Source organism: Rhodococcus sp. AG1013, assembly GCF_003350365.1.
In the GTDB taxonomy this organism is placed as follows: Bacteria; Actinomycetota; Actinomycetes; order Mycobacteriales; family Mycobacteriaceae; genus Prescottella.
Map to the genome: position 1 here is coordinate 92,287 of NZ_QQAT01000005.1, position 20,508 is coordinate 112,794.

The 20,508-nt window shown below is 67.4% G+C and carries 18 protein-coding genes and 1 pseudogene; 8 read left to right on the forward strand and 11 right to left on the reverse strand.

Going from position 1 to position 20,508, the window contains the following annotated elements; all coding sequences use genetic code 11:
• Positions 1-21: 21 nt before the first annotated feature.
• On the forward strand, positions 22-711 hold the full coding sequence (locus tag DEU38_RS08975; protein WP_114720176.1) for an SDR family oxidoreductase: 690 nt from the start codon (positions 22-24) through the stop codon (positions 709-711).
• 43 nt (positions 712-754) lie between these two features.
• Here DEU38_RS08975 and DEU38_RS08980 read toward each other — a convergent pair whose 3' ends face one another.
• From DEU38_RS08980 to DEU38_RS08995, 4 genes are all read right to left on the reverse strand, one after another.
• On the reverse strand, positions 755-2,356 hold the full coding sequence (locus tag DEU38_RS08980) for a long-chain fatty acid--CoA ligase (protein WP_258557750.1): 1,602 nt from the start codon (positions 2,354-2,356) through the stop codon (positions 755-757).
• A gap of 144 nt (positions 2,357-2,500) precedes the next feature.
• Positions 2,501-3,553, reverse strand: coding sequence for a 3-keto-5-aminohexanoate cleavage protein (locus DEU38_RS08985; protein ID WP_114720180.1), 1,053 nt, complete (start codon positions 3,551-3,553; stop codon positions 2,501-2,503).
• Between the two features lie 71 nt (positions 3,554-3,624).
• Complete coding sequence (locus tag DEU38_RS08990; protein ID WP_114720182.1) at positions 3,625-4,449, reverse strand: SDR family NAD(P)-dependent oxidoreductase; 825 nt, start codon at positions 4,447-4,449, stop codon at positions 3,625-3,627.
• Positions 4,450-4,535: 86 nt separating this feature from the next.
• Positions 4,536-5,894, reverse strand: a complete 1,359-nt coding sequence (locus DEU38_RS08995) for an MFS transporter (protein WP_114720184.1) — start codon at positions 5,892-5,894, stop codon at positions 4,536-4,538.
• Positions 5,895-5,984: 90 nt separating this feature from the next.
• On the opposite strand from DEU38_RS08995, the gene DEU38_RS09000 reads away from it, so the two are divergent.
• Positions 5,985-7,217 (forward strand): AraC family transcriptional regulator, encoded by a 1,233-nt coding sequence (locus DEU38_RS09000; protein WP_220181894.1) that lies wholly within the window; start codon positions 5,985-5,987, stop codon positions 7,215-7,217.
• A gap of 121 nt (positions 7,218-7,338) precedes the next feature.
• Here DEU38_RS09000 and DEU38_RS09010 read toward each other — a convergent pair whose 3' ends face one another.
• Entirely contained in the window at positions 7,339-7,899 is a 561-nt protein-coding gene (locus DEU38_RS09010) for a HutD family protein (RefSeq protein ID WP_258557751.1), read from the reverse strand.
• 184 nt (positions 7,900-8,083) lie between these two features.
• On the reverse strand, positions 8,084-8,455 hold the full coding sequence (locus DEU38_RS09015) for a nuclear transport factor 2 family protein (RefSeq protein WP_114720188.1): 372 nt from the start codon (positions 8,453-8,455) through the stop codon (positions 8,084-8,086).
• Between the two features lie 163 nt (positions 8,456-8,618).
• Here DEU38_RS09015 and DEU38_RS09020 point away from each other — a divergent pair, with 163 nt between their 5' ends.
• On the forward strand, positions 8,619-10,130 hold the full coding sequence (locus DEU38_RS09020; RefSeq protein ID WP_258557752.1) for a lipase family protein: 1,512 nt from the start codon (positions 8,619-8,621) through the stop codon (positions 10,128-10,130).
• An 80-nt stretch (positions 10,131-10,210) separates the two neighbouring features.
• Here the strand turns inward: DEU38_RS09020 and leuS are convergent, their stop codons facing one another.
• Positions 10,211-13,081, reverse strand: a complete 2,871-nt coding sequence (leuS, locus tag DEU38_RS09025) for a leucine--tRNA ligase (RefSeq protein WP_114720190.1) — start codon at positions 13,079-13,081, stop codon at positions 10,211-10,213.
• A gap of 114 nt (positions 13,082-13,195) precedes the next feature.
• Between leuS and DEU38_RS09030 the strand changes: the two genes are divergently transcribed.
• Complete coding sequence (locus tag DEU38_RS09030; RefSeq protein WP_114720192.1) at positions 13,196-13,591, forward strand: SdpI family protein; 396 nt, start codon at positions 13,196-13,198, stop codon at positions 13,589-13,591.
• 27 nt (positions 13,592-13,618) lie between these two features.
• Positions 13,619-14,626: a DUF1648 domain-containing protein gene (locus DEU38_RS09035; RefSeq protein ID WP_258557753.1), complete on the forward strand. Its 1,008-nt coding sequence runs from the start codon at positions 13,619-13,621 to the stop codon at positions 14,624-14,626.
• A gap of 3 nt (positions 14,627-14,629) precedes the next feature.
• On the opposite strand, the gene DEU38_RS09040 is transcribed toward DEU38_RS09035, so the two are convergent.
• Positions 14,630-15,472, reverse strand: a complete 843-nt coding sequence (locus DEU38_RS09040) for a LysR substrate-binding domain-containing protein (RefSeq protein WP_114720194.1) — start codon at positions 15,470-15,472, stop codon at positions 14,630-14,632.
• Between the two features lie 84 nt (positions 15,473-15,556).
• Here DEU38_RS09040 and DEU38_RS09045 point away from each other — a divergent pair, with 84 nt between their 5' ends.
• The 3 genes and pseudogenes from DEU38_RS09045 (at position 15,557) to DEU38_RS09055 (ending at position 19,092) form a co-directional block, all read left to right on the forward strand.
• Positions 15,557-16,543: a bile acid:sodium symporter family protein gene (locus DEU38_RS09045; protein ID WP_114720196.1), complete on the forward strand. Its 987-nt coding sequence runs from the start codon at positions 15,557-15,559 to the stop codon at positions 16,541-16,543.
• Between the two features lie 105 nt (positions 16,544-16,648).
• Complete coding sequence (locus tag DEU38_RS09050) at positions 16,649-18,040, forward strand: glutamate decarboxylase (RefSeq protein WP_114720462.1); 1,392 nt, start codon at positions 16,649-16,651, stop codon at positions 18,038-18,040.
• An 80-nt stretch (positions 18,041-18,120) separates the two neighbouring features.
• A pseudogene (locus DEU38_RS09055) lies at positions 18,121-19,092 on the forward strand (alpha/beta hydrolase).
• A 39-nt stretch (positions 19,093-19,131) separates the two neighbouring features.
• Here the strand turns inward: DEU38_RS09055 and DEU38_RS09060 are convergent.
• The 3 genes from DEU38_RS09060 to DEU38_RS09070 are packed head-to-tail and all read right to left on the reverse strand — an operon-like array spanning position 19,132 to position 20,422.
• Complete coding sequence (locus tag DEU38_RS09060) at positions 19,132-19,737, reverse strand: YqgE/AlgH family protein (RefSeq protein ID WP_114720198.1); 606 nt, start codon at positions 19,735-19,737, stop codon at positions 19,132-19,134.
• Positions 19,738-19,790: 53 nt separating this feature from the next.
• A complete protein-coding gene (locus DEU38_RS09065; protein ID WP_114720200.1) occupies positions 19,791-20,063 on the reverse strand; it encodes a DUF2892 domain-containing protein in 273 nt (90 codons plus the stop codon).
• A 29-nt stretch (positions 20,064-20,092) separates the two neighbouring features.
• Positions 20,093-20,422, reverse strand: a complete 330-nt coding sequence (locus DEU38_RS09070; protein ID WP_114720202.1) for a rhodanese-like domain-containing protein — start codon at positions 20,420-20,422, stop codon at positions 20,093-20,095.
• Positions 20,423-20,508: the final 86 nt, after the last annotated feature.

Genomic DNA, 20,508 nt, shown 5'->3' on the forward strand with positions numbered 1-20,508 from the left:
CTTCGGTCTAACCTCGAGGGCATGTCCACACCGCACCCGACAGCCCTGATCACCGGCGGTAGCCGCGGCCTCGGTGCCGCGATCGCCCGCGAACTGGCCCCCACCCACCAGCTTATCCTCGGTGGCCGCAGTGCCGAGTCCCTCGAGCCGATCGCGGGGGAGTTGGGCGCGGCCCCGTGGCCAGTGGACCTCACCGACTACGCCGCGGTGGCCGAAGCGGTCACCGACATCGACCGACTGGACGTCCTGGTACACAACGCCGGCGTCGCGGACATCGGAACCATCGAGGAGACGTCGGTCGACACGTGGCATAGGACGTTCGAGGCCAACGTCGTCGCGGTCGCCGAGCTCACCCGGTTGCTACTGCCGGCGCTACGCGCCGCGAACGGGCATGTCGTACTGATCAATTCGGGATCGGGACTACGCGCCAACGCGGGTTGGGGCGCGTACGCCGCCAGCAAATTCGCGCTGCGCGCATTCGGGGACGCGTTGCGGCTCGAGGAGCCGACACTGCGGGTCACGTCGATCCACCCGGGGCGCATCGACACCGACATGCAGCGCGCGATCGTCGCCACCGAGGGCGCCGAGTACGACGCCGGCAAGTTCCTCACCCCGGAAACGGTGGCGGGTGCGGTCCGGAACGCCGTCGAGACGCCCCGGGACGCGCACCCCACCGAGATCGTGCTGCGACCGATGCCGAGTAAGCACTGACTGGCCGCTCCCGCATCTGCCTCGGATATTCACGACCGCTGGATCATGCGGTGAATTGCTCGCGCAGATCCCTCTTCTTGAACTTGCCGGTAGCCGTTCTGGGAATGGTGGAGACGAACTCGAACCGCTCGGGTAGCTGCCACCGTGCAAACTCACCTGACAGGTGCTCACGGAGCTGCTCCGGGTCCGCGGTCTGGCCGTCCCGGAGCACGAGCACCGCCAACGGACGCTCACCCCACCGCAGATCGGGCACGGCGATCACCGCGGCCTCCGCCACCGACGGGTGTGCCATGAGGTGGTTTTCGAGATCGACCGAGGAGATCCACTCGCCGCCGGACTTGACCAGGTCCTTGGAGCGGTCACAGATCCGGATGCAGCCGCGGTGGTCGATGCGGACGATGTCTCCGGTGCGGAACCAGCCGTCAGCCGTGAAACTGTCTGCGCCCGAACCATTGTGGTAGGAAGCCGCCACCCAGGGTCCCCGAACCTCCAGCTCACCCATGGCGACGTCATCCCACTCGATGAATCCGTCGTCTTCGTTCCGGGCTCGGATGTCGAAGAACGGCATCGCGACGCCCTGCCTGGCCCGGAACGCATACTGCTCGTCGGCCGCAGCTTCCCGCAGATCCACCGGGAGGCGGCTGACGGTACCGACCGGCGCGGTCTCGGTCATTCCCCACGCCTGGACGACGGTCAGACCGTGACGGTCATACCCCTCCAGCAGGCTGCGCGGCGCCGCCGCTCCACCGACGATCAACCGGTCGAGATGACGCAGATCCCAACGATGCGGTTCGGAGTCGAGTGCGTCGAGCATCGCCATCCACACCGTCGGCACCCCCGCAGTCATGGTGACCTTCTCGGCCTCGATCAGGTCGAGCACACTGACCGGGTCCAACTTCGGTCCGGGTAGAACGAGCCGCGCGCCGAGCAGCGCCGCTGCGTACGGCAGACCCCACGCGTTGACGTGGAACATTGGCACCACCGGCAGCAGCGTGTCCTGCACCGAGACGCCCAGAGCATCGGGCAGTGCCGCGGCCATCGAATGAAGCACCAGCGCCCGGTGCGAGTACACGACGCCCTTCGGTCGACCGGTGGTGCCGGACGTGTAACACATCGCGCCGGCTTGGCGTTCGTCGAGAACAGGCCACTGCATCGGTTCGGCCTCATCGATCAGGGTCTCGTAGTCGAGCATTCCTGCCGGTGCCGCACCGCCATGGGAGACGACGATGACATGGTCGAACTGGTGCGTGAACCGGAACCCGTCGAACACCTCGAGCAGGGACTCGTCGACCACGATCACCCGGTCCTGCGCATCCCCGACGATGAAGGCCAGCTCGTCGGAATGCAGGCGTGGGTTGAGTGTGTGGACTACCGCCCCCATTGCCGGGACCGCGAAGTACATCTCGAGGTGCTCCGCTTGATTCCACAACAGCGTCGCCACCCGGTCACCGTCCCCGATACCGAGACCGGCCAGCGCGGTGGCAAGCCGCCGCGCCCGCCGCGCACACGCCCCGAGAGTGGTCCGGGCAATGCTGCCGTCGGGGCGACGAGAAACGACGTCCTTTCCACTGTGGAAACGCTCGGCGCGCTCGACCACAGCGGTCAGCGACAACGGGTAGTCATCCATGGTCAAGCCATTGATCACGTAAAACTCCTAGATCGGGGATGGGCATTACTCGACGGCCGTAGATCCGGCACTGATCACGGCAGGGCCGGGTGTCCGGAAGAATCACCCGGACACGGGGCACGAAAGTCGGTTCCGTGCCCCGCTGTGCAACAAGCCGGTGCGCTAGGCGTGGTGGGTGAATCCGACCTGCCCCGGGCGACGGTTCGGCGCGTAGCCGAGCTTGGCGAGGGTCTCGTCGGCGTCCGCGTAGGTGGTGCCGATCTTGTAGATGTCGCGGGCGTCCTTGCCGGTGGCGACCTCGCGTCCGAGTTCACCGGCGATGCGCACCAACTGTTGGATCTGCTGAACCGAGGTCACCTTCTCGCCCTTGCGGCCCCAGATGGTGTCCTCGTTGCCACAGCGGGTGTGCAGGCCCATCGCGATCGCCATCGTGTTGACGGGCAGCACGCTGCGCATGAGGGACTCCAGGGTCAGGGCAGCTCCGTCCGGGACGCGCTGGATGAAGTTCATGATGTTGTACGGGTTCGGGCCCTCCATGCCGCCACCGATGCCGGTCCAGGTCACGTTCAGCGGGCCGGTGTAGACCCCGCGACGGATGAGCCGCTCGACGCTCTCGAGGCCGGTGATGCCGGTCAGCGCGAACAGGGGCTGGATGCCGGCGGCCTGTAGGCGACGCAGGTGCTCCTCAACCCAGGCCGGTCCGGCCGGGATCGTCATCTCCCGGTACGTCTCCTGCAGTTCCGGACGCGCCAGGGATGTGCCCGCGATGTCGTCCGCGGTCAACAGCTCCGCGATGTTCATCTGGCTGGTGTTGATCGCGATCGTAACCTGGTCCGGCTTGGGGTCGAGCTCGGCGAGCATGTGCCGGGTGTCATCGGAGAGCCACTTCGCCTCGGCGCCTTCACCTTCCGGCGCGAACGAAATCGATCCGCCGACCTGCAAGACCATCTCGGGAACCGCTTCGCGGAGCCGTCCGAGGAGTTCGTTGAACTTCGAGAGCCGCTTTGAGCCCTTGCCGTCGAGTTCACGAACGTGGATGTGCAGTACGGACGCGCCGGCCTCGTAGCAGTCCACCGCCTGCTGGACGTGCTCATCCATCGTCAACGGCAGATCCTCGCGGAAGTCGTCCGGCTCCCACTCGGGACCGTACGGCGCCGCCGTGATGACCAACTTCTCCTGGTTCTCCGGAAAGAGTGCATCGTCATGGAAGTGCATTGTGTAGCTCCTGTCTGGGGCGAAAACTCTGGTGAGAGGGGTCTTTCGATGTGGATTGCGGTTGGTGGCGGTTAGATGACAGCGCCGCCGTTGGGGCTGATGATCTGGCCGACGAGGTAGTGGTTGTCGCCGGCGAGATAGACGGCGAGAGAGGCGTATTCCTCAGGCTTGCCCAGACGGCCGACGGGCATGATCTGGTACAGGCTGCGCCTCTGCTCTTCGGTGGCGTTGTCGATGTAAGCCTGGAAGGGAGGGGTAAGAACGCCGCCACAGGCGATGGCGTTGACGTAGATGCCGGCGCCGGCGACGTCGAGGGCGACCGTCTTGGTCAGGCTCACCACGGCGGCCTTGCTGGCCGAGTAGCCAGGGCTGTGCGTACTTGCCGCGGACGTGCCGGCGACCGACGCGATGTTGATGATGCGCCCGTAGCCCTGAGGCTCCATGAACTTCAATGCTTCACGGGTGCAGTAGAAGACGCCGTGGACGTTGACGTCCCACCACTTGAGCCAGTCGTCGTCGGTGAGGCTGCTGGTGATCCCGAGAGACTGGCGTTCCATCGGGGTGGTGACGTAGGCGTAGTGCTTGTTGCGACGAGCCTCGTCGTCCGGGGAGTTCGGCACCCGGGCGGCGTTGTTGACCAGGATGTGGACGGTGCCGAACTGCTCCGCGGCGCGAGCGAACGTCTCGACGACCTGCTCCTTGGAGGAGACGTCGCAGCGCAGTGCCAGGCTCTTGCGACCCAGAGCCTCGATCTCGGCGGAAACCTCCGCCAGCTTATCCTCCTGCAGATCACACAGAACAACGTCCGCGCCCTCCTGCGCCAAGGCGAGCGCGATCGACCGGCCCAAACCCTGTGCCGCTCCGGTCACGACCGCAACCTTGTCGAGTAGCTGCATTTCTATTGTCTCCTCTTGATGGATCGGTGAAAGTCACATCCGCACAGCACGTACCGAGGTGGTTAGAGTGCGGAGAGGGATCGGATCTAGGCCTGGGACACGAGGGTGTCGGCTGGGGCTTCGGATGTCTCCTTGGGCTTCTTCAACTCCACTGAAGCAAGCTTGCGGAGACCAGCGGGGTACAGCTTCAGGCCGAGGCCCAAGACCGCGATCGAGAAGACGGATGCGATTGGAACCCACTGCAACGCGCCGAGTAGACCCAGGCGATCGGACAGCAGCCCGATGACGAGTGGCCCCAGCGCCAGACCGAAGACATTGTTGGCGAGTGTGCCGACACCGAAAGCCGAAGCCTGGATCGACGGATGGGACAGACTCGCGACGACTGCCGTTGTGGCGCCGGTGAATCCGGAGCAGAAGAATGCTCCGATACCGATCAAGGTCATCTGAAGGGGTCCGTTGTCGAGCTGGAATCCGATCATCAGGCACACCATCGAGATGACGCCGTACGCGATCGCTGCACTCCACCTGCGTTCGGGTCGTCGTCGCCCGATCCGGTCGGCGGCGATGCCGCAGAGCACCGTTCCCGCACCGATCAGGAGCACGAAGACCGATGCCGCCAACCCCGCGTCGGCGGCGGACATGTCGTGATAGCGGTTGAAGTAGCTGGGAAGCCAGGCGAGCAGGACGCCTGCGACGAAGAACTGGATTCCCGCACCGACATAAGCACATGTCAGAGAGGCGTTCGTCAACAGACTCGAAATGGGCGCGCGCTTGCCCTGGGAAGCGCCCGCCTCCGAGATCGGCTGATCCGTGGCGTAACGCGCCAGTCGCTGCTCGTTGACGACGATCCGGAACAGGACGACCAGACACAGGCCGAAGGCGGCCATGATCAAGAACGCTCCACGCCAACCGAGTCGATCCGCGAGAACTCCGCCGAGCGCGACACCGACGACCGAGCCGAAGAACCCTGCACCGATGACGGAGCCACTGAGCGAGGCATACAGTCGAGGGGAGAAGACTCCCAGAATCACCGCAATACCGACACTCGCGTAAGCGGCCTCGCCGAACCCGATCAGAAATCGCGCGCCGAGCAACTGAGTGTAGTTTCCCGCCGCCGCGCACAGAACGGTCGCGACACTCCACAGGCCGGCCATGAGGACGACGCTGCGGACGCGGCCCCAACGGTCGGCCACCAGCGACATAGGTAGCGCCAACACACCGACCATCAGAGCCACAACGCTGGTCAAGGCTGCCAGTTGCGAGTCCGACAGGTCCCACTCGGCTTTCAGGACGGGGAAGACCGAACTGAGAACCTGGCGGGACATGTAGTCCGACATCATCAGACCGAGGATCAGGGCGAAGACCACCCACGGATAGATCTTCGAGCGGGCGCCTGCGCCGGGTACCTCTGCGGTTGGCGTGGGCGCCTGGGACTCCAGTTCCATGCGTACTCCTGTTCGTGAAGGGCGCGTTGGGGCGACGCGTCCGGAATTGCCAGTCCGGAAGCCTCGCTGCGGTCCTGAACCTGGCTGTGGTTGCTCGACGTACGGGTCGGCACGAACGGCAGTGAACCGAAGGCTGTGCGTCAGGCCGTGCCGGGCGTTTTGCACGCTGGGGATCGCCCAGCGAAAGCGACCGCGCTGACCGATTCGACAACTGCGGTGACACAGGTCACGCTATACGGATTGGGGCGAGAACACTTGTCCCGTTGGGACGAATTCTTTGGCAGCTTGGGACAGGGGCAGGGGCAATCGATGACAGTGGTGAAGGTGCGGAGTTCGGCGCTGACCGGGTACGTCGAGTTGACGCAGTCTCTCGGCGCGGACCCAGATCCGTTCATGCGTGCCGTGGGCATCGACCCGACGGCCTTGGCCACGCCGAATACATGGCTTCCCGCGGAGCGAGTCGACGAATTGTTGGAGCGAACCGCTCTGGCAACGTCCTGTGTGGACTTCGCGGTCAAGATGGCGGACGGCAGGGGGGTGTCGATACTCGGAGCAGTGGGTTTGGCCGCCAGGGAAGAGCCAGACGTCCGTAGCGCGATCGCGCTCATACTGCGTCACATGCGGGTACACAACGAGGCGATTCAGATTCTGCTCGTCGAGTTGAACGGCCTTGCCTCCCTGCGGATCGAGCCCGCACCCGGGATGACACTCGGCCGCCAATCCATCGAACTGGTCATCGCGTCGTTGGCCCGGATTCTCAGCGCGTTTCTCCCGGACGGCTGGCGACCACTGTCCACGTGCTTCGTCCACGAAGCACCGACCACGCTCGATGTCCATCACCGCGCCTTCGGGGCGGACGTCGCATTCGAACAGGACTTCAACGGTTTCGTGCTCTACTCGAGCGATCTGGACTCCGTCAACCCATTGTCGGACCCGATGTTCCAGCCCTATGCAAGGCAGTACCTGGACCTGCTCGCGCCGCCGGAAGATGCCTCCGCCGTCGGACGGGTACGCGAGATGATCGAGGCGCTTCTGCCGGGCGGAAGGTGCACTGCCGCCCGGATCGCGCGCAGTCTCGGGATGGACCGGCGTACCCTGCACAGACACCTGTCACAGGCGGGCGAAAACTACTCGTCCGTGGTCGATTCCGTGCGCTCAGATCTCGCGCGACGGTACATCACACGTGGCGACCGTAGCCTCACCGACATAGCGGGTGAACTAGGGTTCTCGGACTTGAGTGCCTTCTCGCGTTGGTTCCGTCGACAGTTCGGCACGAGTCCAACGAAATGGGCTGCACACCAGCACGAAACCAAGTCGGCCTGAGAGGCGGACTCTCAGCACCCCGGTCACGGGTGCGGTCGGGAACGCCGTCGAGACGCCCCGGGACGCGCACCCCACCGAGATCGTGCTGCGACCCGTATCGAGGTGAGGGCGGCCGTCACCGTCACGTCGTGATGGTGAGGATCGCGCAGGGATCGGTCATCTCGAAGGCGTCGAGACACCCGGCCGGGAGCAGCACGGCCTCCTCCGTCACCGGATCGACGAGAACGACCAGCGCAGCGGGATCGGCGGCCCGGGGCGGCTCCCCGAACCGCATCGTCGCCGTGGCCGCGCCACGCCGCACCATGACGTTCAACGCCCGAGTGGGCGCCTCCACGCGGCACCCCGGCGCCCACTCGCCCGGAAATGCGATCGTCTGCAGCGGCGCGACGACGTGGCGCACGACGCCGGCCGCGGCGTCCGGGGCGTCCGGGTCGGCCCCCGGCCCGAACGGAGCTCCGGTCAGTTCGATCGGGACCGCACCGATCGGCATGAACAGTCGGTCGAATCCGTCGATCACCGAGAAGGTCGACGACGTCGGTTCGTCGGCGATGCTCACCCGCCACAGATCGGTCTCGGCGACCACCTGCGTGGTGCCCTGACCGTTGCGCCAGCGCACCGACACCCGGTCGTCGCGAGTGGTGCGACGCGCCGGCGCCCCGAGCGAGTACGGTCCGTCGTTCACAGTTCCTCCGGTGACATCTCCCGCCATTACTTGTCCAGTCTTGTATATACAACCCGGCGGTGCCGCGCGCGCCCGGGGGAGCGGCACCCGCGTCGGCCCGTACGAACGACTGTGGGGTGTGGTCCGGCGTCACCTGGACACCGGGCCACACCCCACCGACAGCGGAGCGGCGTTGGCCGTCTCGTCAGCTGACGATCATGTCCTCCTGCGCCCAGTACGCGCGGGTGCTGGTGATCTTGGCGTCGTCGTCGAACGTCATGACGTCGATGGGCTCCATGACGTAGATGGTGTCGCCGACCTTCGAGACGGTGCGGAAGTGGAAGGCGGCGCTGTTGCCCGCGACGCGAACCGTCAGCAGTTCCGCGGTCTGGTCCATCGCCTCGATCGCCTTGAAGAAGGCGCGGATCTCCTCGACGCCCCGCTTGGGCTCGGTGCCGACCGGATCCTCGACAGTGGCACCCTCGGCGAACAGGGCGGCGACGGCGTCGGCGCTCTTGCTCTCGAGTGCCTTCATGTACGAGGCGACGGTGTTCTTGATGTCTTCTGCGGTTGCCATGGTCGCTGAACCTTTGCTCGTGGAACGAATTTCAGGGATTTCTCGGCGGCGAGCGTATCCCGGCTCACACACCCGACACATCGCTCGGTCCCGCCCACCGGACACTCCCGACATAGCGCCGAAGCCGCACGAGCCGCGACAATCCGGTGCTAGCGTCCCGCGCATGCCAATCCAGTACGGGGGTTTCTGGGGCCGGATACTCGTCGCTGCACTCGCGGTGGGTGTCGTGGTCGGAGGTGGTACCGCAGGCACAGCCGCGGCCCAATCGAGCGGCAGTGCGCTGCCGAACACCAGCATCGGCGGAGTGGGATCGACCGGCAGTGCGGCCGGACAGGGATTCATCGGACCCGGGTCGCTCACCGACGGCACCGGCTCGGACGGCACCGGGTCCAACGGCACGACGCCGATCACCGGCTCGTGGGGGACGGGGTCACTCGCCCGGTCCGCGTTCGGTTCCTGGATACCGGGTTCGGTGGACTCGTCGGTGTCGCCACCGGATCTGGCGCCCCCGCAGCTCGATACGCTGCACCAGGAGATGCAGCCCTCGCCGATCGGCGATCCGTTCTTCGACGAGTACCCGCCCGGCCTGCCCGGCATGACGAACGGCCAGGTCATCGAGACCCGCGACGTCACGCCGGTCGCCCGTCTACTCCCGCTCGGGCCGGTGCGCGAGGTACGGCAGATCAAGGTGAAGTCCACCGACGCGCTGGGTGCGCCGTCGTTCGCTACCGCGACCCTCGTCATCCCCGCCGTGGACTGGACCGGTCCCGGCCCGCGTCCGATCCTGGTGAACAACGTGCCGATCAACGGCCTCGGGCGGGCCTGCACCCCCTCCCACACCCTCGCCAACGGGATCACACCATCGACCAACCCCTTCGACTTCCTCCGACCCGTCACGACGAAGGCCGAGGAACGCGGCTACGCGGTTCTCATCCCTGACCATGAGGGCCCGCAGATGGCGTACGCCGAACCGTACGTCGCCGGGCACGCCGTCCTCGACACCATCCGCGGCATCCGGAACGAGTACCCGGCGGAGTTCGGCAGCAGCAAACTCGCGATGATGGGCTACTCCGGCGGAGCGATCGCGACGCACGGCGCGGTCAAGCTGATCGATTCGTACGCACCCGAACTGGCCCCCGACATCGTCGGTGCCGCGTTCGGCGGCGTGCCCGCCGACTTCGAGATGCTCGGGCGCACCATGAACGGCAACCTCGCCAGTGGGCTCTTCCTCGCGGCGGTGCTGGGGATCTCGCGGGAGCGGACCCAGATCCTGCCCCTGATCAACAGTCTGGGGCAGCGGCTGGGCATCTCCACCATCAAGGACATGTGCGTGAGCAACCTCGGCGTGATCGGCCTCCTGAACGCACCCGTCGAGGCACTCGCGAACATCAAGGATGCGCTGAATTCCCCTGTCGCGCACGACATCTACAACATCACGAAGATGGCGGACATCAAGTCCGGTACCCCGCTGTACATCTACAACGGCGGGCAGGACTGGTGGATCCCCGCCCTCGGTGCCCGCAACCTGTACGACGAGCAGTGCGGACTGGGCGTCAGTGCCGTGTACCGGCAGGTGCCCGGTGAGCACCTGCTCGGCGAGGCCATCGGCAACCCCGGGGCGTTCGACTGGGTCGACGCCCTCTTCCAGGGACAGCCCGCACCCGACGAGTGCTGAGCGCCATCCATCGCGTTTTGCGCACTTATCGCTGAATCCCGGAGGGTTCAGGAGCGAAAAGTGCGCAAAACGCGGGTGGGCTAGAGAACGACGTTGACCATCTTGCCGGGCACGACGATCACCTTGCGGGGATCCTTGCCGTCCAGCAGCGCGACGATCTTCTCGTCCGCGAGGGCGATCTTCTCGATGTCCTCACGGGCCGCGTCGGCGGCGACGCTGATGCGGCTGCGGACCTTGCCGTTGACCTGGATCGGGTACTCGACGGTGTCCTCGACCAGCCACTTCTCGTCGGCGGTCGGGAACGGACCGTGCGCGAGCGACTCGGTGTGACCCAGACGCGACCACAGTTCCTCCGCGAGGTGCGGTGCGATCGGACCGAGCATGAGCGCCAGCGGCTCCACCACCGACCGCGGGGCGCCGCCCGGGTACTCCTTGGTGAGGTGGTTGGTGTACTCGATCAGCTTCGCGACAGCGGTGTTGTCGCGCAGCGCCGCGTAGTCCTCGGAGACACCGGCGATCGCCTTGTTCAGCGCCCGCAGTGTGTCCTCGGACGGCTCCGCGTCGGTGACGCGCAGGTCGCCGCTCTCCTCGTCGACGACGACGCGCCACGCGCGCTGCAGGAAGCGGTGCGCACCGATGACGTCCTTGGTCGCCCACGGACGGGACGTGTCCAGCGGACCCATCGCCATCTCGTACACGCGCAGCGTGTCGGCACCGTACTCGTCGCAGATCTCATCCGGCGCAACGGAATTCTTGAGGCTCTTGCCCATCTTTCCGTACTCGCGCTTGACCTCGGCGCCCTGGTAGAAGAACTTGCCGTCCTCCTCGGTCACCTCGGCGGCCGGCACGTAGACGCCGCGCTCGTCGGTGTACGCGTACGCCTGGATGTAGCCCTGGTTGTACAGGCGGCGGTACGGCTCGCTCGAGCTGACGTAGCCCAGGTCGAACAGCACCTTGTGCCAGAACCGCGAGTACAGCAGGTGCAGCACCGCGTGCTCCACACCGCCGACATACAGGTCGACGCCACCGGGATCGTTGGGGCCGTGGATGTCCGGACGCGGACCGGTCCAGTAGGCCTCGTTCTCGGGCGCAACGAACTGCTCGCTGTTGGTGGGATCGATGTAGCGCAGCTGGTACCACGAGCTGCCGGCCCACTGCGGCATCACGTTGGTGTCGCGGCGGTAGTCCTCGAGGCCGTCGCCCAGATCCAGTTCGACGTCGACCCAGTCGGACGCCTTGGCGAGCGGGGGAGAGGGCTCGGAGCTGGCGTCGTTGGGATCGAACGACACCGGTGCGTAGTCCTCGACCTCCGGAAGTTCCACCGGCAGAGCCGATTCCGGCAGCGGATGCGCGACACCGTCGGCGTCGTACACGATCGGGAACGGCTCGCCCCAGTAACGCTGACGCGCGAAGAGCCAGTCGCGCAGCTTGTACTGGATGGTGCCCTTGCCGACGCCCTCCGCCTCGAGGCGCTCGATGACCGCCTTCTTCGCGTCCGCGACGCTCAGGCCGTTCAGGTACTCCGAGTTCACCAGCGGTCCGTCACCGGTGAACGCCGCCTCGGACAGATCGCCGCCGCCGATGACCTCGACGATGTCGAGACCGAACGCGGTCGCGAACTCCCAGTCGCGCTGGTCGTGGCCGGGCACGGCCATGATCGCGCCGGTGCCGTAGCCGGTGAGCACGTAGTCGGCGATGAACACCGGCAGCTTGTGCCCGTTCACCGGGTTGACGGCGTAGACGCCCAGGAAGACGCCGGTCTTCTCCTTGTTCTCCTGCCGCTCGAGGTCCGTCTTCGCGGCGATCGACTCGCGGTACGCCTTGACGGCCTCGGCCGGCGTGGCCGCGTCCCCGGTCCAGCGCGGGTCGACGCCCTCGGGCCACTCGGCCGCCACCAGCCGGTCCACCAGCTCGTGCTCGGGGGCCAGCGTCACGTACGTGGCACCGAACAGCGTGTCCGGACGCGTCGTGAAGACCTCGATGTCGTGATGCTGTGCCGAACCCCCGTCGCTTCGCTCGGACCGCGCGGCGAACTTCACCTGCGCACCGTGCGAGCGCCCGATCCAGTTGCGCTGCATGGACTTGACCTTCTCGGGCCAGTCCAGGTACTCGAGGTCGTCGACCAGGCGGTCGGAGTACGCGGTGATCCGCATCATCCACTGCTGCAGGTGCTTACGGAACACCGGGAAGTTGCCGCGCTCGCTGCGGCCGTCCGCGGTGACCTCCTCGTTGGCCAGCACGGTGCCCAGACCGGGGCACCAGTTGACCATCGAATCCGAGTGGTAGACCAGGCGGTACGAGTCCAGCACCTTGCTGCGCTCGACGGCATCCAGCGAGGCCCAGCCACGGCCGTCGTCGAGAGTGCGCTCACCCGAAGCGAACTCGGCCTCGAGTTCGGAGATGCGGCGGGCCTTGCCCTGCGCCGTGTCGTACCAGGCGTTGTAGATCTGCAGGAAGATCCACTGGGTCCAGTGGTAGAAGTCGACGTCCGTCGTCGCCACGGAGCGGCGCTCGTCGTGACCAAGGCCCAGTCGGCGCAGCTGACGCTGCATGTTCGCGATGTTGGCCTCGGTCGTGGTGCGCGGATGCGTGCCCGTCTGCACCGCGTACTGCTCGGCCGGCAGACCGAACGCGTCGTAACCGAGGGTGTGCAGGACGTTGTGGCCCTGCATCCGGTGGTAGCGCGCGAAGACGTCCGTCGCGATGTAGCCGAGCGGGTGGCCGACGTGCAGACCCGAGCCCGACGGGTACGGGAACATGTCCTGCACGAACAGCTTGTCCGCCGGCACGTCACCGGCCAGCGGGCCCACCGGGTTGGGGGCGTTGAACGTCCCGCGCTCGCTCCACAGGTCCTGCCAGCGCTGCTCGATCCGGCCGGCGAGCTCCGCGGTGTAGCGGTGCTGCGGCGTCGAGTCGTCGGGGGATGAGGCTTGCTGAACTGGCTCGGTCACTGTGGTCGCTATCTACTTGGATGACGGGAATTCCGTCAACCAGGGTAAAGCGTCCGCGGTCCCCCCGAACACCCAGCAACACCGGCCCGCGCGACCGGGTCGTATCGTGTAGGCGTGGTCATCGTCGCTGTCGTGCTTTTCGTCGCCGCTCTCGCCCTCGCCGGTCTGGGCGCCGCCGCACTGACCGGCCGCCTGACGCGCAACCGCTGGGCCGGTGTGCGCACCCCCCAGTCGCTGCGCGACGACGAGACGTTTGCCCTGGCCAACAAGGTCGCGGCCCCGAGCATGCTCGGCGGTGCCGGCGTGCTGGCCATCGGCGGGCTCGCCATCCTGATCCTGCCCACCGTCGCCGGCGTGATCGCGACGATCGTCGTGATCGCCGGGGCCCTGTTCACCGTCGCGGCCGGTGGCGCGCTCGGCTCCAAGGCCGCGGGCGCGGTGCCCGACACCAGTGGCTGCGGCACATCCTGCGGCGCCTGCAGCCTCAAGGGCGCGTGCGAACCCGCCTGATCCGCCGGGCCTGATTGAATCCGGTGTGTGACCACACCCACACCGGACCCCTTCCCGCCACCCGCGCCGGCGCGCGTGATCGATCCGGCCGGCGCCGTCTTCGGTATCGGCGTCCCCGTGCTGGCGGCCGCCGCGGGCATCGTGCTGACGTACATGCTCGAGTCCCGACTGCCGGAGCAGATCGCCACGCACTGGTCCGGCGACGGTGGCACGCCCGACGGCTTCATGAGCCCCACGTCGAGTGCGTGGATGGTCGCCCTGATCCTGCTGCTCGTCGGTGGCGGCTGCTGCGCGATCGCGGCGCTCGCACAGGCCCAGTTGATGATGCGCCGGATGATGCTGCTGGTGGGACTCGTCGTCGTCGGCCTCATCCTCGCCGTCGAGGTCGCGATGATCGTCGGGCAGCTCGACGCGACGTCGGTGGTCGACACCCCGCTGCCCACCACCGCGATCGGTGTGGGGGCTGCCCTCGGCGCAGTGGTCGGGTTGCTCGGCGCGTCGCTGCTGCGGGACCACCGCGTCCGCACGGTCGCCACCGAGCCCCCCGCCACCGTCCTGCCCCGCGGCGCCGTCGAGCTCCCGATCACCGACCAGGTCGGCATGAGCGCCGGTGGGCTCGCCGGGGTCGCGCTGGTGGTCGCCACGCCCGCGATCGGGGTGTCCTACCTGGCCGGGGCGTGGTGGCCCCTGGCCCTGTTCCTGCCCGCGGTGCTGCTGCTGGTCACGCTCCTGCAGTTCCGCGTCGTCGTCGACGCCGACAGCATCCGTGTGCAGAACCTGGGGATGTCGGCGATCGAGTACGGCACCGACGAGGTCCTCGGCGCCGAGGTCGACGAGGTCCGGCCGTTCCAGGACTTCGGCGGCTGGGGTCTCAAGACGAAGGGCCGCGGCAACTACGGCGTCGTCACCCGGACCGGGCCGGCCGTCGTGGTGACCTTCGCGTGCGGGCACCGGCTCACCGTCACCACCCCGAAGGCGGAGGAGATCGCCGGCGCGCTCAACACGCTGGCCGATCGGCGATTCGCGCGATCCTGAGGATCACAGCGCCGACGCCCGGATCGCCTCCATCAGGGCCGCCTCCGGATCGCTGGGCGTGCTGGCCCGGCCCAGCAGCACGAACTCGACGTCTCCCGGGTCCGGGAGCCCGAACCGCTCGCCGACCGGTCGCAGCTCGGTCGGCAGCAGCGACTGCGCGTGCACGATGAAACCCAGCCCGGCCAGGACGGCCGCGCGCAGCCCCGTCCGGCTGTTGGCCAGGCACGTGATGCGGCTGGGCAGGCGGGCCGTCTCGAGCGCGCCGAGCGCGCACGCGCGGGTGATGCTGGGCGGGGGATAGGCCACCAGCGGCACCGGCGCCGACGGATCCCACTCCGACTCCGCCGTCCCACCCCACACCAGCCGATCCCGCCACACCAGATCGCCGTGTGTCTCGCCGGGCCGACGCATCACGAACGCGAGGTCGAGATCGCCGGACCGCAACTGCGCGTGCACCGTGCGACTCAGCCCCACCGTGAGCTGCAGGTCCACCAACGGATGGGTGCGCCGGAAGTCCCGCAGGATCTGCGGCAGTCCCTTCGCGACCAGGTCCTCCGCGGCCCCGAACCGCAGCCGTCCGGTGAGTGTCGATCCCTCGAAGTACCGGCCGGCCCGGTCGTGGGCGTCGAGGATCGAGCGGGCGAACCCCACCATCGCGGTGCCGTCCGCCGTGAGTTCGACGGTGTGGGTGTCGCGGCTCAGCAGGGCGCGACCCGCGGCCCGCTCGAGCCGGGCGATGTGGCCGCTGACGGTGGACTGGCGCAGACCCAGGTGCCGGGCGGCCGCGGTGAACCCGCCGGTCTGCTCGACGGCGAGGAATGTCCTGAGGAGAATCGGATCGAACATGCGTCCTGCTTATCACGAATCACGATCGCAGTTAACGGGTTGAACGCCTTTCATGATCGAATTCGCTCCGTATACCGTTGACCGGTGAAGTTTCTGAGCAGGTTCTACATCGATGGATTCATCCTGGCCATCGTCACGGTGGCAATCCTCGGCAGCCTGTTCCCGGTATCCGGCAGCGGTCAGACGGTCCTCGACTGGGCCACCAAGATCGCGATCGGCCTCCTGTTCCTCCTGTACGGCGCCCGCCTGTCACCGACCGAGGCGCTGCAGGGTCTCAAGCACTGGCGGCTGCACTCGGTGGTGTTCGCGTCGACGTTCGTGCTGTTCCCGCTGATCGGCCTGGCGCTGCGGATCCTCGTGCCGACGATCATCACCGACGAGATGTACACCGGCATCCTGTATCTGTGCCTGGTGCCGTCGACGGTGCAGTCGTCGATCGCGTTCACCTCGATCGCGCGCGGCAACGTCGCGGGCGCGATCGTGAGCGCGTCGTTCTCGAACCTGCTCGGCGTGTTCGTCACGCCGCTGCTGGTGATCCTGCTGATGAACACCACCGGCGAGGCGACCGTCGACTTCTCGTCGGTGATCGACATCGTGCTGCAGCTGCTGCTGCCGTTCATGATCGGCCAGCTCATCCGCCCGCTCGTCATCGACTGGCTCACCAAGTACGCCGCCCCCACCAAGCTGGTGGACCGCGGGTCGATCCTGCTGGTCGTGTTCTCGGCGTTCAGCGCGTCCATGAACGAGCACATCTGGAGCACCGTCACGGTCGCGGAGGTGGCCGTTGTGGTCGCGGTGTGCTGCGGACTGCTGGCCGCGGTCCTCGGCATCACGGCGTTCGCGGGCAAGAAGCTCGGCTTCTCGCTGCCGGACCGGATCGTCATCATCTTCTGCGGCTCCAAGAAGAGCCTCGCGACCGGACTCCCGATGGCGTCGGTGCTGTTCGCCGGCCAGCCCGTCGGGCTGATCGTGCTCCCGCTGATGATCTTCCATCAGATCCAGCTCATCGTCTGCGCCGCACTGGCGCAGCGGTACGCCAAACGCACCGACCCGGAATCCGTCACGACCTGACCGGAATCCGGTTCACCCACACGTTCGGCCCGGTTCCGGTTCAATGGAGACGGAGCGAGTTCCAGTACAGGCGTTTCCCGAGCAGCTGTGTTTTCGGAGGCGAACGTGTCGAAGAACCATCACCACCGCGAATCCCGCGACTTGATCGCGCCTGCCTACACCGGCCGCTTGGCGACCGACCCCGTCCCGGCGCTGCGCCTGCCGCACGACTCGATGGATCCACGTGCCGCATACCGCTTCATCCACGACGAGCTGATGCTCGACGGCAGTTCGCGCCTCAATCTCGCGACGTTCGTGACGACGTGGATGGATCCCGAGGCGGGGACGCTGATGGCGGAGACGTTCGACAAGAACCTCATCGACAAGGACGAGTACCCGGCCACCTCGGCGATCGAGCAGCGCTGCGTCAACATGGTGGCCGCGTTGTTCAACGCGCCGGACCTGTCCGACACCGACCCGACATCCGCGACCGGCGTCTCCACCCTGGGCTCGAGCGAGGCGGTGATGCTCGCCGGGCTCGCGATGAAGTGGCGTTGGCGGCAGGCCCGCAAACTTGGCGGGCTGGACGCGTCCACACCGAAACTGGTGATGGGCAGCAATGTTCAGGTGGTGTGGGAGAAGTTCTGCCGGTACTTCGACGTGGAACCGGTGTATCTGCCGATGGAGCCGGGGCGGTACGTGATCACGCCCGAACAGGTGACCGCGGCGGTGGACGAGAACACGATCGGCGTCGTCGCGATCTTCGGCACCACGTATACCGGTGAACTCGAGCCCGTCGAGGAGATCGCGCTGGCCCTGGACGCGCTGGCCGCGGACGGCGGGCCCGACATCCCGGTGCACGTGGACGCGGCCAGCGGCGGCTTCGTGGTTCCGTTCCTGAACCCGGAACTGGTGTGGGACTTCCGGATTCCCCGGGTGGTGTCGATCAACGTCAGCGGTCACAAGTACGGACTGACGTATCCCGGCCTCGGATTCGTGATCTGGCGCGACGCCGCACATCTACCCGAGGAGCTGGTGTTCCGCGTGAACTACCTCGGCGGCGACATGCCGACGTTCACGCTCAACTTCTCCCGCCCCGGCAACCAGGTTGTGGGCCAGTACTACAACTTCCTGCGCCTGGGGCACAGCGGCTACCACAACATCATGAAGTCGCTGCGCAGCACCGCAATGTGGTTGTCCGGCAAGCTCGCCGAGGAGGGTGACTTCCGGGTGGTCAGCGACGGCTCGGCCATCCCGGTGCTGACGTTCGAACTGTCCGACGAGCCGAAGTTCACCGTCTTCGACGTCTCGCACGAACTGCGCGCCCGCGGCTGGCAGGTGCCGGCGTACACGATGCCCGCCGATGCCGAGGGCGTCGCGGTACTGCGCGTGGTGGTCCGTGAGGGCTTCAGCGCCGACCTGGCGCGTCTGCTGTTCGACGACATCGTCGAGGTGTGCAAGCACCTGCACCGCGAAGGCGTCGCGATCCACTCCGAGGCTCGGCACTTCGCGCACTGACCGCCGACGGTCCGGGGACGGTTCGGCCGATCGGGGGCGCGGGTAGCCGAGTGCCGTACCGAGCGAAGGAGAAGAGTCGAATGTCCACACTGCCCGATCCGCCCGAACCCGTACTGGAGACCGCCGCAAAGGAACTGGCGGACGCGACCTCACCGCATCCCCGCATCTACGAGGTTCCACCCGAGCAGGGACGCAAGATCCTCGCCGACCTGCAGAGCGGCGACGGGGTGGACCGGCCGGAAGTCGAGGACGAGTGGGTGGACGTCCACGCCGGACCGCACGGCCGCGTGCGGACCCGGATCCTCCGCCCGGCCGGCGCGTCCGGCGATCTGCCCGTCGTGATCTACATCCACGGCGCCGGCTGAGTCTTCGGCGACGAGAACACGCACGACCGACTGGTTCGGGAACTGGCCGTCGGTGCGGGCGCCGCGGTGGTGTTCCCGGTCTACGACCGGGCGCCGGAAGCGAAGTACCCCGTCCAGATCGAACAGAACTACGCCGTGGCCCGCTGGGTCGCGCAGCAGGGCCGCGAGCATCGCCTGGACACCTCCCGGATGGCCGTGTGCGGTGACTCCGTCGGCGGCAACATGGCGACCGTGCTGGCGTTGATGGCGGCCGACCGACGCGACGTGGCGCTGTCCGCGCAGGTCCTGCTGTACCCGGTGACCGACGCGAACTTCGAGACCGCGTCGTACCTGCAGTTCGCGGACGGCTACTACCTCAGGCGAGACGGCATGAAGTGGTTCTGGGACCAGTACCTCCCCGACCCGGCGCAGCGCGGTGACATCTACGCCTCAACGCTGCAGGGAAGCCCACAGCGGCTCGCCGAGATGCCGACCACGCTGGTGATCACCGACGAGACCGACGTCCTGCGCGACGAGGGCGAGGCCTACGCCGCGAAGCTGCGCGCGGCGGGCGTGGACGTCACTGCGGTCCGCGTCGCCGGCATGGTCCACGACTTCCTCATGCTCGACAACCTCCGCGACTGCAGGGCCACCGTCGTCGCCCGCGAACTGGCGATCACGGCGCTGCGAAAGGCGCTGTCCGGGTAGTCCGTTTCGCTGCGCGGGCTCCCCGGGGCGAGCGTGGCGTCAGTTCAGCTCGATGTCGATGGGGTGCGTCGCGAGGAGCGCGAGGGGGAGTGGCTGCCGACGCAGCACCTGACCCCAGACGTCGGCGCGGGGCGGACTGATCACATCGGACGCCAACGCCGACAACACGATCCAGTCGTCGTGTTCGATCTCGGCGTCGAGCTGCCCGAGCGTCCAGCCGGCGTAACCGGCGAAGATCCGCAGGCCCTCGATCACCGGAGCGATGGGCTCGGGGTCGGCATCGAGGTCGACCATCACGACCCGGCCGTCGATCCGGCGCAGTCCCGGGATGCCGGTGATGTCGGCGCCCGTCCGCAGCGTCGCCAGGCACAGCGCGGCGTCACGAGTGACGGGCCCGCCGATGTACAGCGCCTGCGGTTTGGCGGCGAGAGCGGTCCACTGCGGCAGCACCTCCTGCACGGAGGTGTCGCTGGGCCGGTTGAGGACGACGCCGAGACTGCCGGCGTCGTTGTGCTCGATCACGTAGACAACGGTCCGCCGGAACGTCGGCTCGGCGAGGTCCGTCGACGACACCAGCAGGCTGCCCGGCCGCACCGCCGGCTGTGCCGGGGCCGTGCGGTCCTCAGGTTCCTCCGAGTGCGCCACCGGGTCATCATCTCATCGACGGGCCCCGGACGGGAGATTCGAACGCGAACGAATTACGCCGCGTCGGGATCGGGCTGCGCGACCGTCCCCGGCGCGGGCACCGAGCAGGACGCACCGCGCGGCACACCCAGTTTCTGCAGCAGCAGGCTCATCGGGCACCAGCCGACGATCCCGTAGAGCACCAGATTCGCGGACGCGAACGCCGTCAGACCCCGCCACTTGGGCGAGTGCGTGCGGCCGAGCAGCAGGCTCGTGCCCACCACGGATCCACCCAGCAGCGGGACGATGCGTTCGACGGTCCAACCGGAATGCTTCGGCAGTGCCATGTTCGTGTACTCCTCGTGTGACGTGACGGTCAGTCCGGAGTGGTGATCGCGAGGCCGGCGCGGCGCCAGGCGTCGATGCCGCCGCGCACCAGGTAGGTCTCGGCGCCCGCCCGGGCCAGCTGACGCGCCGCGTTCGCCGATCGTCCGCCGGAACGGCAGATCACGACGACGGGTCGACCCGCGACCACGTCGATGCCGTCGTCGATCACCTCGTGCAGCGGCAGGTGGGTGGCACCCGGCACGTGGCCGGCGTCCCACTCCGGACGCGATCGCACGTCCAACAGGACCGCGCCCTCCTCGACGAGGGTCTGCGCCCTGCTCGCGTCGACCGTTCCGTACGACTTTCGAAAGATGCCCACGACGTTCGACCCTAGGGCCACCCTGCTCGCTCACTCCAGACCCCCTGGGGGGGATCCTTTCTCCACCCGCGACTTTATACCCCTAG